Source organism: Pseudomonas sp. AK106 (assembly GCF_053903055.1).
The window spans coordinates 600,893-614,141 of record NZ_CP096426.1; the positions used below are offsets into that span (position 1 = coordinate 600,893).

A 13,249-nucleotide genomic window follows, 5' to 3' on the forward strand; every position below is an offset into this window, starting at 1 on the left:
ACGGCAGGCCGTAACCGGCCCGCACACAAAAAAATCTGACAGTCCCGGGCCGTCTCTTCTAACTCCCCCCAACCAACCGCCGCGCAATCTCATCCGTCTCCATCACCGATATCTCCTGCACTTCCCCAAACTCCGTCCCCCCGCCTGGCAACGTCCCCGCCACATGAAAGTGCACATGCCCGATCGCCTGGCCCGCCGGCACGCCGTTGTTCTGCCAGACGGCAATCCCGGTTTTCCCATACGCCTTTTCAATCAGCCGTGCCGCATTGCGCACTTCAACCGCCACCGCCGCCACTTCCTCGTCGGTCATTTCCAGCAACGAAGGCACGTGGCGTTGGGGCAGCACCAGCACGTGCGGGTGACCCCGTTGTTCGCGGGTCACGAACGTCGCGGTTTCGGTGGTGCACGAGAGGATGGTGTATGGCCGTTTGCCTTTAAGATACGCGCAGAACGCGCAGTCGGGGTTGTCCGGCATGTCCAGGCTGGTGGTCGCGCTCATGATGACCTCAATGACGAGAGGAAGGACTGCAGCTCCAGACGATCAAGTTTTCGATAGTCGTCGGGGCGCACGACGATGCGCAGTTCGTCGCAGACCTTCGAGTTGCGGGAGGCGAACATGAACGACAGCAGGGTGAAGCGGATGGCGTCCTGGGCGGGCAGCACGCTGGACAGTCGCGCCTGTCCGCCGCCGATCACCGGGATAGAGATCGTCCCGCCGTTGCCGCGTCGGGACACTTCGGCCCACAGCGCGAGCAAGCCTTTCCACACTTTGTCTGGCGTGGAGCGCGCGACGTTCTGGGCGTCCATTTCGCAGTAGGCCAGGAAGAAGATCAGCCGGTGCGCGTGCTTGAGCGTGGCGATGGTGCCGACGCCGTATTGCACGTGCTTCCCTGGCTTGTTGAGTGTGCCGACGCAGGGCGTGTTGACCAGGGCGTCGTCCAGATGACGATCAAGTTCTTTCAGGTCGCCGCCGTAGAGCACCTGCAATGCCTGGCCCTGCAGACTGGAGGTGGCAATGATGTTCGGCGTTTCCGTGTCGAAGGTGTCGTTGGTACCAATCACCAGATGGCCGTCTTCCTTAAGAAGGTCGCCGGGCACGATGGTAATCCGCGTTTTCGGCGCGTTGTATTCCTCGGCAATCGGGCGCGGCCAGGCTTTGAACAGCGCGGCGGAAACTGACACCACGATGATTGCTATCAGGATGCCGACACCTTCCATCGCATGGCTGCCAGGGTAAATGACGTTGAAGGTCTGCATGATCGTCGACAGTCCGCCGACGCAGGCGAACAACGCCACCAGAAAGTGGCGCCAGAAGCGCCACGTTTGCATGTCCTGAAGAATGGTCATTGCAGGCCCAGCTCGTTGTAGATTCTCCCGACATACCGATGGGGACCCTGCATCTCGCTCTTCGCGTAGCCTTCGACGTAGTTGTCCAGCGCGTACTGAATGATTTTGGGCTGGAAAGACACCGAAACGTTGAAGTGTTTTTGATCGATCAGCGGCTGGGGAATGTTATCCATGACGATGTTTCTGCTCTGGCAGAGATTGGCGATGACAATAGGAAGATCGAGTTCGAGAACCACCTCGATTTCATAAGCAAGAAAAGAATCCCCGTCGCCGCCTTTGCGACGGCCATCTTCGCTGCCCAGAAAGATGACTTGTTTGGTGTTGTTGAGGCGTTCGCGCAGTCGGCGTTTGATGGTCTCGGGCGAACAGCTGTCCCGTGCTTCGAACAAGTCATGGGCATTGAAAAAGTCGAAGTCGATTCTCTCGTTCTGTTTCCAGGCTTTCATCAGCCAGTAATGCTTGATGTCTTCACTGGCGAAGGCGATGTAAGTCTTGTTGCGATAACTCATGATGAACTTCCTGTAGTAAAGCGAAGGCGGTTGTCTGCTTCGTTGATCAAGGCGCTCAGTCCATTGATTGCCGATTGACGCGCGCGCGGAGGCGCCGCATGGGTTAGCGGTGCGACATATTCACGGGGAGTTAAAAAGCCGGCTTGTGGCCGGCTTCTCGGTGACGGGTTTGATTAGTTTTTGGCTAACCGCACCCGTCCGCAAAAGTGCGCGCTGCAAAGAGGCGCTTGTCAGGTAGACCGGGCAGGTCGCGGAGACGGTGCCAAGTCGATCACCCATCCGCGTGTGGCTGACGGGTGCTAAAACGAAGGCGTGCAGGATACCCATGTTGCTGGCGTCTGCCCAGTTCTGAAACACGCTCATTGCGCACCTCACCGCAACGTTGCCGGATGGCGGCGGTTATTGAGCGTCGACCACCAGAAGATCCAGCCCAGGATCTGAATGTGCTGCGCCTGGACCTGTTCGGCGCTGAAAATCTCGTCCGGGTACTCGGCGCAATTGTGGCTGCGCAGACGCAACCCGCCGCCCGGCAGGCGATACAGGTATTTCACCCGCAGCATGCCGTCGTGCTCGAGGGCGTACATTTCGCCATCGATGATCTGCACGCGCCCGCGATCAATACCGATCAGCGAACCGTCCTGGATCTTGTCCGCCATGCTGTTGCCGACCATCGCCACGCAGATCGCGTTGTGCAGCTCAACGTCCATGGTTTCGAGCACGCGCCGGGACAAGCGCACTTTGTGGTTGTGGATTTCGCCCACCGCGGTCCGGCCGGAGCTTTGCGTCTCCAGTTCGGTGTAGACCGGCATTTCCAGTTCTTCGCGTACGTTTCGCTCGGGCCGGGGTGGTTGAGTCTCTGCCTTCTGGCCAGTGTCCCGATCGTGTCCAGGGTGCTTGGGTCCCTCGCCGCTGCGCAGCCAGCGCGCGTTGACGCTCAGCAGTTCGGCGACTTCTTCAATGCGCGCCATGGGGATGCCGCGCTTGAACCAGTTGTTCACGTGTTGCGGCGTAACCTTTCGGTTGGCGGCAAAGTCCGTTGCGGAGAGATGGCACTCTCGCAGAAGGCCGCGCAGTCGATCACCTGATGTATTCATGGGCCGAAGTTTACGGCGGGTTGAAGCTCGTTTAAATGAACGAAGTGTTCAAATGAGCACGCCGTCATGCCTGGGCGTGAATGTAAGGATTACAACCTTCGGCTGTTTTTGTAGGCCGATTCGCTCACTGTTTTCTTATGCATCAACAATGGTTGAAACCGATGTCACTCATGCACGTGAGCAATTAACGGCACGGAGGCCTGACTAAAGGGGGCGCCAGGGAAGTTTGAATCGGGCGGTGTTGTTCAAAGAAGAAAATCATACGACGCGATTAAACACGTTGTGTGTGCAGTGTGAGTTTTAAACATGTGTGTAATGACAGAGGGCGAAAAAAAGGGGGGATGTACGGGGGGAGGGGTATTCAGAAAGCAGAAGGCGGGGCCATGCAGGTAAAACGTGGCCCCGTCGAAGCGGCGAGCGCTTCGGCGGGGCGCAACCGGATCAGCCCTTGTAGGCCGCTACCGATTTGGTGATCGCTTCGCGAGCGGCGTCAGCGCCAGCCCAACCTTCGATCTTCACCCATTTGCCTTTTTCGAGGTCTTTGTAGTTCGCGAAGAAGTGCTCGATCTGCTGGATCAGCAGAGGTGGCAGATCGGTGTATTCCTTCACGTCCACGTACAGCTGGGACAGCTTGTCGTGGGGGACTGCGATGACTTTGGCATCGCCGCCGCCGTCGTCGGTCATGTTCAGCACGCCGACCGGACGGGCGCGAATCACGGAACCCGGGGTGACCGGATAAGGGGTCACGACCAGCACGTCGAGGGGGTCGCCGTCGTCAGCCAGAGTGTTGGGGATGAAACCGTAGTTGGCCGGGTAGAACATCGGGGTGGCCATGAAACGGTCAACGAAAAGGCAGTCGCTTTCTTTGTCGATTTCGTACTTGATCGGCGCGTGGTTGGCCGGGATCTCGATTGCGACGTAGATGTCATTCGGCAGGTCTTTACCGGCCGGAATCTTGCTGTAGCTCATTGGGCTTTGCCCCCTTGGTTGACCATTCAGAATCTGGCATGCAACGCCAAAAAGTGGCCCGGATTATAGGCACATTCCTGAAGCGTTGCCATGCGTGACGGTGGGCTTCAGGCGTCGTGTTGAGCCTGATAGACCGGCGTCCTAGTCTAAAGTGCCACGCTGAAATGCCGTCAGCCGCGCCAACGGATCCTGCCGATAGAACGCTTTCAGCTGCCCGTAGACGGCGGGATAGGCGTCGACGAGCAAATCCGGGGCGCTGAAGAAGTATTCGCTGATGACCGCGAAAAACTCGGCGGGGTTTTCTGCGGCATACGGATCGATGGCCGTCTCAGCGTCCGGGTTGGCGTCGAGTTGCCGGTTGAGATCGTCGTACGCGCTCTGCATGGCGCTGGCCCAGTCACTGACGCGCATGTCCGGGTGCAGCGGTGGCAGCCCGTTCGCCTCGCCGTTGAGCATGTCCAGCTTGTGCGCCAGTTCGTGGATCACCAGGTTATAGGCTTCCCATCCGCCACTGGTCAGCACACCGGGCCAGGCCAGAATCACCGGGCCCTGGGACCACGCTTCGCCGCTGTGCTCGCCGTCCCATTCATGCTCGATACCGCTGGCGTCGCGATAGCGTTGCGGGCTGATGAAATCGTCGCCGTAGAGGATGATTTCGTGAAAACCCTGGTACCAGTTCAGATCGCCCAGAGCGAGCAACGGCAGCTGCGCCTGAGCAGCCAGAAACAGCCGCGATTCATCATCCAGCTCCACGCCTTCCAGCGCGGTGAGGTGTTTGGCCTGCAGGAACAACACGCAACTGTCGAGCAGGTAACGGTCTTCGTCAGCGCTCAGACCGTCGAGTATCGGCAGGCGCTGGCGTACGCGTTCCCACACCTGCGGATCGACCGGATGGCGGGCCAGCGTGCGCCGTTTGCGCCATTCCCGGAACGACCACATGGCTTCAGCGCGCCTCGGCGGAGCGACCTGCGCGGCTGCGGATCAGACCGATGATCATCGGCAGCAGCGAGATCAGAATGATCGCCAGCACCAGCAGCGTGAGGTTCTTCTTGATGAACGGGATATTGCCGAAGAAGAAGCCCAGAGTGACCAGCCCGCCGACCCACAGCACCGAGCCCAGCACGCTGAACCCGAGAAAGCGCAGGTAAGGCATGCGGCCAAGACCGGCCACGAAGGGGGCGAAGGTGCGGATGATCGGCAGGAAGCGCGCGAGGGTGACGGTCTTGCCGCCGTGGCGACCATAGAATTCCTGGGTTTTGGTCAGGTAATCGCGACGGAAGATTTTCGAATTTGGATTGCTGAACAGCTTGTCGCCGGCCGTGCGGCCGATGATGTAGTTGGTGCTGTCGCCGAGTATCGCCGCCGCCATCAGCAGGCACGCCAGCAACACCGGGTCCATGCCGCCACCGGCCGCGACGGCGCCCGCGATGAACAGCAGCGAATCGCCTGGCAGGAAAGGCATGACCACCAGGCCGGTTTCGCAAAAGATCACCAAGAACAGGATCGCGTACACCCAGGTGCCGTATTGGGTCACAAGCAGGTCGAGGTAAACGTCGAGATGAAGAATAAGATCAAGCGGATTGAAATCCATTAGGCACCTGGTTTTGAGACCCGATCCGGGTCGTGCGGGGCGAAGAGGGGAAATGTGCGCGGCATTATAGAGGCATGCAATGCAATTATGGCGCTCGACATGCCGCCCCCTTTCACTCCCGCAGGGTTTGCGTCTGCTACGTGTCAACGGCGGGTACGAACCGGTAGGAGCGTGGCTTGTCCCGCGATCGGCTGCGAAGCAGTCGTAAACCTGCCGCCGCGCGATTATGGATAGCCCGCATTGGCCGGATTGCTGCCGCTGCGCGCGAGATCGCGGGACAAGCCACGCTCCTACAGGGTGCATAGTCGCTATCTGCCAACAAAAACGGCCTCCGAAGAGGCCGTTGCTTGTCGCTCGTTTACGCTAAATCAAAAGAAGCCCAGCGGGTTGATGTCGTAGCTCACCAGCAGGTTCTTGGTCTGCTGATAGTGCTCGAGCGCGACCTTGTGGGTTTCGCGGCCGACGCCGGATTTCTTGTAGCCGCCGAAGGCAGCATGGGCCGGGTACAAGTGATAGCAGTTGGTCCACACGCGACCGGCCTTGATTGCGCGGCCCACGCGATAGGCGCGGTTGATATCGCGGGTCCAGACGCCGGCACCCAGGCCGAATTCGGTGTCGTTCGCGATGGCCAGGGCTTCCGCTTCGTCCTTGAAGGTGGTCACGCTCACCACCGGGCCGAAGATTTCTTCCTGGAAGACGCGCATCTTGTTGTTGCCTTTCAGCAGGGTCGGCTGGATGTAATAGCCGGTCGCCAGCGAGCCTTCGAGCTTCTCGACCTTGCCACCGGTCAGCAGCTCGGCGCCTTCGCCCTGAGCAATTTCGAGGTACGAAAGAATCTTGTCAAACTGCTGCTGCGACGCCTGCGCACCCACCATGGTGTCGGTGTCCAGCGGATCGCCGCGCTGGATCTTCAGGACCTTCTTCATCACCACTTCCATGAACTGCGGGTAGATCGATTCCTGAACCAGGCAGCGGGACGGGCAGGTGCAGACTTCGCCCTGGTTGAAGAACGCCAGCACCACGCCTTCAGCGGCTTTGTCGATGAACTCCGGCTCGGCCTGCATGATGTCTTCGAAGAAGATGTTCGGCGACTTGCCGCCCAGTTCCACGGTGGACGGAATGATGCTGTCGGCCGCCAGTTTCATGATGTGCGAACCCACCGGCGTCGAACCGGTGAAAGCGATCTTGGCGATACGCTTGCTGCTGGCCAGCGCTTCACCGGCTTCGCGGCCATAACCCTGCACCACGTTGAGTACGCCTTTGGGCAGCAGATCGCCGATCAGCTCCATCAGCACGGTGATGCCCAGCGGCGTTTGCTCGGCGGGTTTGAGGACGATGCAGTTACCGGCGGCGAGGGCGGGCGCGAGTTTCCAGGCGGCCATCAGCAGCGGGAAGTTCCACGGGATGATCTGCCCGACCACGCCCAGCGGCTCGTGAATGTGATACGCCACGGTGTTGCCGTCGATCTCCGCAGCGGAGCCTTCCTGGGCACGCAGCACGCCGGCGAAATAACGGAAGTGGTCGACTGCCAGGGGGATGTCCGCGTTGAGGGTTTCGCGCACGGCTTTGCCGTTATCCCAGGTCTCGGTGACGGCCAGCAATTCCAGGTTCTGTTCGATGCGGTCAGCGATTTTCAGCAGGGTCAGCGAGCGTTCCTGCACCGAGGTTTTACCCCACGCATCGGCCGCGGCATGGGCGGCGTCGAGCGCTTTGTCGATGTCTTCGGCGGTGGAGCGAGGGAATTCTGCGATCAGCTTGCCGGTGATCGGCGAAATGTTTTCGAAGTATTGGCCTTTGACCGGCGGCACGAATTCGCCACCGATGTAGTTGCCGTACTGGGTCTTGAAGGTAACGATTGAGCCTTCAGTACCGGGGTGGGCATAACGCATGGTGAATATCTCCTTGCTCTTGTGATTGTCTGGGGATAACGCGTTGCGGCGCATGACTAGGTCGCATGGTTAGAGCGTAGAGCAAAGCGCGGGCCACTGCCGTCCGGTCCCCGGTTTATCGGGGTTTTGTCGATGAATCCTGTGGTCATGCCCGAGTGGTGTATCAACGGCGGGGCGGCAAGGGTGACACTTTGTACCCTTTGCGTGACAGCTTGGCGGACCCCGCCTTTCGCAGCATTGCAATGAGTCCGGGCGAGGAGGATGCTGATCGGCAAATCCTCCGCAGAGCCCTGGCTCAGGATGAACAATAAAAATGCACAGCAATCACCTGACGCGTCACGCCGAACAAGTGCTGACCGTTGCCCAAGGCAAAGCCCCCCATCACCTTGCTACCGACCCGTCTATTGCGCGTTCATGGCTGCGCTGCCTTGAGGATTACCACCTCGACCCCGCGCAAGCGATGGCGCCCACCGTGCTGGAGCATGCGCGCGTGCTGGAGAGTCGCGAGCAGTTGCAGCAAGTCCTCACCATCGCCGGCGACGAGATGAACAGCCTGCACCGTCAGCTTGCCGGCGGCAGTGCGGTGCTCCTGACTGATGCGCGCGGGATCATCCTCAACTGCGTGACCGAGCCAGGGGATCGACGGATTTTTGAGCGCGCCGGCCTCTGGCTGGGCGCCGACTGGAGCGAGGCGCGAGAGGGCACCAACGGCATCGGCACCTGCCTGGTCGAGCGTCAGTCGGTGACGATCCATCGCGACGAGCATTTTCGCGGCCGTCACACCGGCCTCACTTGTTCGGCGAGCCCGGTGTTCGATCCCCATGGCGATCTGCTTGCGGTGCTGGACGTTTCTTCGGCCCGCCACGACGTGTCCCGCCAGAGCCAGTTTCACACCATGGCGCTGGTGAATCTGTCGGCGAAGATGATCGAAAGCAGCTATTTCCTGCGTCATTTCGACGGTCAGTGGCTGCTGCGATTTCATCTTCAGGCCGGCGCGGTCGGTTTGTTCAGTGAAGGGCTGCTGGCGTTCGACGGCGCGGGCCGCGTCAGTGCGCTGAACCAGAGCGCGCTGAATCTGCTGGGCCTGAGCCGTGACGAACTGGTCGGGCAGGGCGTGGAATCGTTGTTTGACTGTTCGCTGGATGAACTGCTGAGCCGCGCTTCGCCGGACGCCGCTGCCAGTTGGCCGCTGCGCACGCGGGACGGGCGGGGATTCTTCGCCGTATTGCGTGGGCAATCGCGTGCCGAGCTGAAGGGCCTTGTTGCGCCGGTGGTCAGCACGTTGGCTGTGCCGTTTTCTTCGCACGACATCTGCCTGGGCGATGCGTCGCTGCAAACTGATTTCCGCAGGGCGCTGAAGGTATTCGAGCGCGACGTGCCGTTGCTGATCAACGGTGAAACCGGCTCTGGCAAGGAGGCGTTTGCCAAGGCAGTGCATCAGGCGAGTCAGCGCTCCGCCAAGCCGTTCGTGGCGCTGAACTGCGCGGCCATTCCGGAAAGCCTGATCGAGAGCGAGCTGTTCGGTTATCGCGGCGGCAGCTTTACCGGCGCGCGCAAGGAAGGCATGCGCGGCAAGCTGCAACAGGCCGATGGCGGCACGTTGTTTCTGGATGAGATCGGCGACATGCCGGTGGCCTTGCAGACCCGTTTACTGCGAGTGCTGGAAGACCGGTTGGTGGTGCCCATCGGCGGCGAGCCGCAAGAAGTGGATGTACGACTGATCAGCGCGACCCACCGGAATCTGCTGGAGCGGGTGGAGGACGGCAGCTTTCGCGAGGATTTGTTTTATCGGCTTAATGGCCTGGAAATCGCCTTGCCGCCGTTGAGAGAGCGGAGTGATAAGGCGCAGTTGCTGGAGTTGTTGCTGAAGCAAGAGGCGGATGGGCTTTCGATTGTGATTGAGGCGAAGGCGAGGCAGGCCCTGCTGGACTTCAACTGGCCCGGCAACGTGCGGCAGATGCGCAACGTGCTGCGGACCCTGGCGGCGCTGTGTGATGAGGGGCGGATTGGTTATGAAGATCTGCCGGCAGCGATTCGGCAGGTGAGTGCGCAGACAAAGCCCGATGAGGCCCATTCGCCGTTGGACGATGCCGAACGCGCAGCGCTCATCGCCACCCTGGACGCCCAGCGCTGGCACATGACCCACGCCGCCCGGGAGCTGGGGGTGAGCCGCAATACGCTGTACAGAAAGCTGCGCAAGCATGGGATCAATCGCTGAGGTTCTGGGTGGATGAAACCGGTGTGAATGCTCGGAATTCTGCGTGTGCATGCGGTCCCCTGTAGGACCGGCTTCAGCCGGGAAGAGCCCGGTTTGAGCGCCATCAATTCTGCAGTGTGCGATCTGACGTCTTCCCGGCTAAAGCCAGTCCTGCAGGGGGATCGCGGTCAATTTGTGGGACCGGCTTTAGCCGGGAAGGCGCCAGGCGTCACACCGCAGGGGGCACTGTCTGAAGCGGGGACAGATTAATTTACGGTGAAGCGTTGTAAATAAATCAGTCCCCTTCAACCCCAATCTGACGTCTTCCCGGCTAAAGCCAGTGCTACAGGGGGATCGCGGTCAATTAGTAGGACCGGCTTTAGCCGGGAAGGCGCCAGGCGTCACATCGCAGGGGGCACTGTCTGAAGCGGGGACAGATTAATTTACGGTGAAGCGTTGTAAATAAATCAGTCCCCTTCAACCGTCCCCTTCAACCGAGTCCCCTTCAACCAGTCTGATCGAGCACCCTCAATTCCCCCGTGCGCATCCACTGCCTTCTACGCTAACCTGCGGCCCATGTTCTAAGAGGTCGGTCATGCACATTCATATTCTGGGTATCTGCGGCACGTTCATGGGTTCGCTGGCGGTGCTCGCCAAGGATCTGGGCCATAAAGTCACGGGCTCCGATGCCAGCGTCTACCCGCCGATGAGCACGCAGCTCGAAGCGCAGGGCATTCAGTTGATGCAGGGTTACGACCCTTCGCACCTCGAACCGGCACCGGATCTGGTGGTGGTCGGCAACGCCATGTCGCGCGGCAATCCTGCGGTCGAACATGTCCTGAACAAGGGCCTGCCCTACGTTTCCGGGCCGCAATGGCTGGCCGATCACGTCCTTCGCGGTCGCTGGGTGCTGGCCGTCGCCGGCACCCACGGCAAAACCACCACCAGCAGCATGCTCGCCTGGGTGCTGGAACACGCCGGCATGGCCCCGGGCTTCCTGATTGGCGGCGTGCCGCAGAACTTCGATGTCTCGGCGCGCCTGGGCGAAACGCCATTCTTCGTCGTCGAGGCGGATGAATACGACAGCGCCTTCTTCGACAAGCGCTCCAAGTTCGTCCACTACGGCCCGCGCACCGCCATCCTCAATAACCTGGAATTCGATCACGCCGACATCTTCCCCGATCTCCCGGCCATCGAACGGCAGTTCCACCACCTCGTGCGCACCATTCCGAGCGAAGGCTTGGTCATTCACCCGACCACCGAGCCCGCCCTTGAGCGCGTGATTCAAATGGGCTGCTGGACGCCGGTGCAGACCACCGGAGAGGGCGGTCAATGGCAGGCGAACCTGCTCAGCGAAGACGGCTCGAAATTCGAAGTGCTGTTTGAAGGTGCGGTCCAAGGCGTCGTCGATTGGGGCATGACCGGCCAGCACAACGTGGCGAATGCCTTGGCGACCCTCGCCGCTGCCCGCCACGTTGGTGTGGTGCCGCAGCAGGGCGTCGACGCGCTGAGTGCGTTCAAGAGCGTGAAGCGGCGCATGGAGAAGGTCGCCGAAGTGCGCGGCATCACCATCTACGATGACTTCGCCCACCACCCGACCGCCATCGGCACCACGCTGGATGGACTGCGCAAAAAGGTTGGCGATGCGCCAATCATCGCCATCGTCGAGCCGCGTTCCAACTCCATGAAGCTCGGCGCCCACCGCGACGGCCTGCCGGAAAGCGTCGTCCAGGCCGATCAGGTGGTCTGGTATGCGCCGGCCAATCTGGGTTGGGATCTGGCGGCAACCGCCGCGGAGTGCACCATTCCATCGTTGGTGTGCGACAGCCTCGACGGCATTATCGAGCTTGTGAAAAACCAGGCAGAGCCCGGTACCCACGTGGTCATCATGAGCAACGGCGGCTTCGGCGGCCTGCACGGCAAACTCGCGGAGGCCCTGCAATGAGCGGCCCGGAACGCATTACCCTGGCGATGACCGGCGCGTCCGGCGCGCAATACGGCCTGCGCCTGCTGGACTGCCTGGTGCGCGAAGACCGCGAAGTGCACTTCCTCATCTCCAAGGCCGCGCAGTTGGTCATGGCCACCGAGACCGACGTCAACCTGCCGCCCAAACCGCAGATGATGCAGGCCTTCCTCAACGAATACACCGGCGCTACAGCGGGCCAGATTCGGGTGTACGGCAAGGAAGACTGGATGTCGCCAGTGGCGTCCGGTTCAGGTTCGCCGAGTGCGATGGTCGTGGTGCCGTGTTCGACCGGGACCTTGTCGGCAATCGCCACAGGCGCCTGCAACAACCTGATCGAGCGCGCTGCGGACGTGACGTTGAAGGAGCGCCGGCAGTTGATCCTGGTGCCCCGCGAGGCGCCGTTCTCCAGCATCCACCTGGAGAACATGCTCAAGCTGTCGAACATGGGCGCGGTGATTCTGCCGGCGTCGCCCGGTTTCTATCACCAGCCGCAGACGATCGACGATCTGGTGGATTTCGTCGTCGCGCGGATTCTGAACCTGCTCAACATCCCGCAGGACATGCTGCCGCGTTGGGGCGAGCATCATTTTGGCGCCGATGAATAAGCTCGTCGTCATTGCCTTGGGCCTGTTGCTGACGACAGGCTGCTCGACCGTGCGCACCCTCGACGCCAATCAGCCCGGCGCGCCGGTCGTTTATGCCGGCACGCGACTGGATCTGTACGCCATTGAAGGGGGCTGCTGCGAGAAGGATCGCTTCGGCACCGAGGCGCCGAAATACCCGATGCTTGACCTGCCCGGTAGCGCGCTGCTCGACACGCTGCTATTGCCATTGTCGATTCTGACCGCGCTGGGTGTGGGGTTTCAGGCGACGGGCGGGATGTAACTCAGAACGGCGATCCCTGTAGGAGTGAGCTTGCTCGCGATTGCGGTCTGACCGTTCCATTAATGGTGACTGTCAGAACCTGATCGCGAGCAAGCTCACTCCTACACCGTTTGTGTCGTCAGGTAGATCAGCTTGGCGCTACTTCCCCAACCGCCGCAAATCATCCGATTCAACCACCCGCACCCCTTCCTGCTCTTCCAGCGCCAGGCGCCACAACGCGCGGGCGAGGTTGCAGGCTTCGATGCCGCCGTATTTGCCGGGAATCAGCTTGGCAATCGGCCCGGCCAGCTGCTCCATCAGACGCTGATCCTGCCGCTCGCCAATCAGCAGCGACGGCTGGACGATGGTCAGTTGCGGCCAGCCCTGAAGCTTCAGCGCTTCTTCCATCTCGCCTTTCACACGGCTGTAAAAGATGCTCGATTGCGGGTCCGCGTTCACTGCGCTGATCACCAGCAGATGACGCGCCCCCAGCTCGCGGGCACGTTTGCCGAACGCCACGACCAGGTCGAAGTCCACAGCCCGGAACGCTTCCTGGGAACCGGCCTGTTTGATCGTGGTGCCGAGGCAGCAGAAAGCGATGTCCACAGGACCTTCGAGGGTGGGCAGCAAACGCTGGAGATCGCCGACCGGGTTTTCCAGACGTGGGTGTTCAGCCAGGGGACGACGGCTGGGGGCTAGGAGGCGGGTGACAGTGGGTTCGTTGAGCAGGCGGTCGAGCAAGTGCTCGCCAGTCAATCCGGTAGCTCCGGCAAGCAAGATGTGCTGAGGCGTCAAGTACATGATCTTTCTCCCTTGATACGCC

The 13,249-nt window shown here is 60.9% G+C and carries 14 protein-coding genes; 4 read left to right on the forward strand and 10 right to left on the reverse strand.

The features are described from left to right. Positions 1-58: 58 nt before the first annotated feature. The 9 genes from M1E04_RS02825 to exaC form a co-directional block, all read right to left on the reverse strand. A complete protein-coding gene (locus M1E04_RS02825) occupies positions 59-499 on the reverse strand; it encodes an HIT family protein (RefSeq protein ID WP_456292356.1) in 441 nt (146 codons plus the stop codon). Next, the gene (locus tag M1E04_RS02830) at positions 496-1,347 is read right to left on the reverse strand and encodes a macro domain-containing protein (RefSeq protein WP_455914688.1); all 852 of its coding nucleotides are present in this window, start codon (positions 1,345-1,347) and stop codon (positions 496-498) included. The genes M1E04_RS02825 and M1E04_RS02830 overlap by 4 nt, the downstream gene beginning before the upstream one ends. After that, positions 1,344-1,856: a TIR domain-containing protein gene (locus M1E04_RS02835; protein WP_456292357.1), complete on the reverse strand. Its 513-nt coding sequence runs from the start codon at positions 1,854-1,856 to the stop codon at positions 1,344-1,346. Before M1E04_RS02835 ends, M1E04_RS02830 begins: the two co-directional genes overlap by 4 nt. A gap of 120 nt (positions 1,857-1,976) precedes the next feature. Continuing rightward, positions 1,977-2,219, reverse strand: a complete 243-nt coding sequence (locus M1E04_RS02840; RefSeq protein ID WP_456292358.1) for a hypothetical protein — start codon at positions 2,217-2,219, stop codon at positions 1,977-1,979. Between the two features lie 8 nt (positions 2,220-2,227). After that, positions 2,228-2,950 (reverse strand): LexA family transcriptional regulator, encoded by a 723-nt coding sequence (locus M1E04_RS02845; RefSeq protein ID WP_410929838.1) that lies wholly within the window; start codon positions 2,948-2,950, stop codon positions 2,228-2,230. 441 nt (positions 2,951-3,391) lie between these two features. Next, on the reverse strand, positions 3,392-3,919 hold the full coding sequence (gene ppa / locus M1E04_RS02850; RefSeq protein ID WP_065988394.1) for an inorganic diphosphatase: 528 nt from the start codon (positions 3,917-3,919) through the stop codon (positions 3,392-3,394). Between the two features lie 141 nt (positions 3,920-4,060). Then, positions 4,061-4,858, reverse strand: coding sequence for a M90 family metallopeptidase (locus M1E04_RS02855; RefSeq protein ID WP_456292359.1), 798 nt, complete (start codon positions 4,856-4,858; stop codon positions 4,061-4,063). A gap of 4 nt (positions 4,859-4,862) precedes the next feature. Beyond that, positions 4,863-5,510 carry a DedA family protein gene (locus tag M1E04_RS02860; protein ID WP_065988392.1) on the reverse strand — a complete coding sequence of 216 codons (648 nt, stop codon included), beginning with the start codon at positions 5,508-5,510 and terminating at the stop codon, positions 4,863-4,865. A gap of 368 nt (positions 5,511-5,878) precedes the next feature. Further along, a complete protein-coding gene (exaC, locus tag M1E04_RS02865; RefSeq protein ID WP_065988391.1) occupies positions 5,879-7,399 on the reverse strand; it encodes an acetaldehyde dehydrogenase ExaC in 1,521 nt (506 codons plus the stop codon). 313 nt (positions 7,400-7,712) lie between these two features. Between exaC and M1E04_RS02870 the strand changes: the two genes are divergently transcribed. From M1E04_RS02870 to M1E04_RS02885, 4 genes are all read left to right on the forward strand, one after another. Next, a complete protein-coding gene (locus M1E04_RS02870) occupies positions 7,713-9,617 on the forward strand; it encodes a sigma-54-dependent Fis family transcriptional regulator (protein WP_456292360.1) in 1,905 nt (634 codons plus the stop codon). Positions 9,618-10,191: 574 nt separating this feature from the next. Further along, positions 10,192-11,541 carry a UDP-N-acetylmuramate:L-alanyl-gamma-D-glutamyl-meso-diaminopimelate ligase gene (gene mpl / locus M1E04_RS02875; RefSeq protein WP_456292361.1) on the forward strand — a complete coding sequence of 450 codons (1,350 nt, stop codon included), beginning with the start codon at positions 10,192-10,194 and terminating at the stop codon, positions 11,539-11,541. Further along, entirely contained in the window at positions 11,538-12,167 is a 630-nt protein-coding gene (gene ubiX, locus M1E04_RS02880) for a flavin prenyltransferase UbiX (RefSeq protein ID WP_065988388.1), read from the forward strand. Before mpl ends, ubiX begins: the two co-directional genes overlap by 4 nt. Beyond that, entirely contained in the window at positions 12,160-12,447 is a 288-nt protein-coding gene (locus M1E04_RS02885; protein ID WP_122536988.1) for a YceK/YidQ family lipoprotein, read from the forward strand. Before ubiX ends, M1E04_RS02885 begins: the two co-directional genes overlap by 8 nt. A 138-nt stretch (positions 12,448-12,585) precedes the next feature. On the opposite strand, the gene M1E04_RS02890 is transcribed toward M1E04_RS02885, so the two are convergent. Continuing rightward, on the reverse strand, positions 12,586-13,227 hold the full coding sequence (locus M1E04_RS02890) for an oxidoreductase (protein WP_456292362.1): 642 nt from the start codon (positions 13,225-13,227) through the stop codon (positions 12,586-12,588). Positions 13,228-13,249 lie beyond the last annotated feature (22 nt).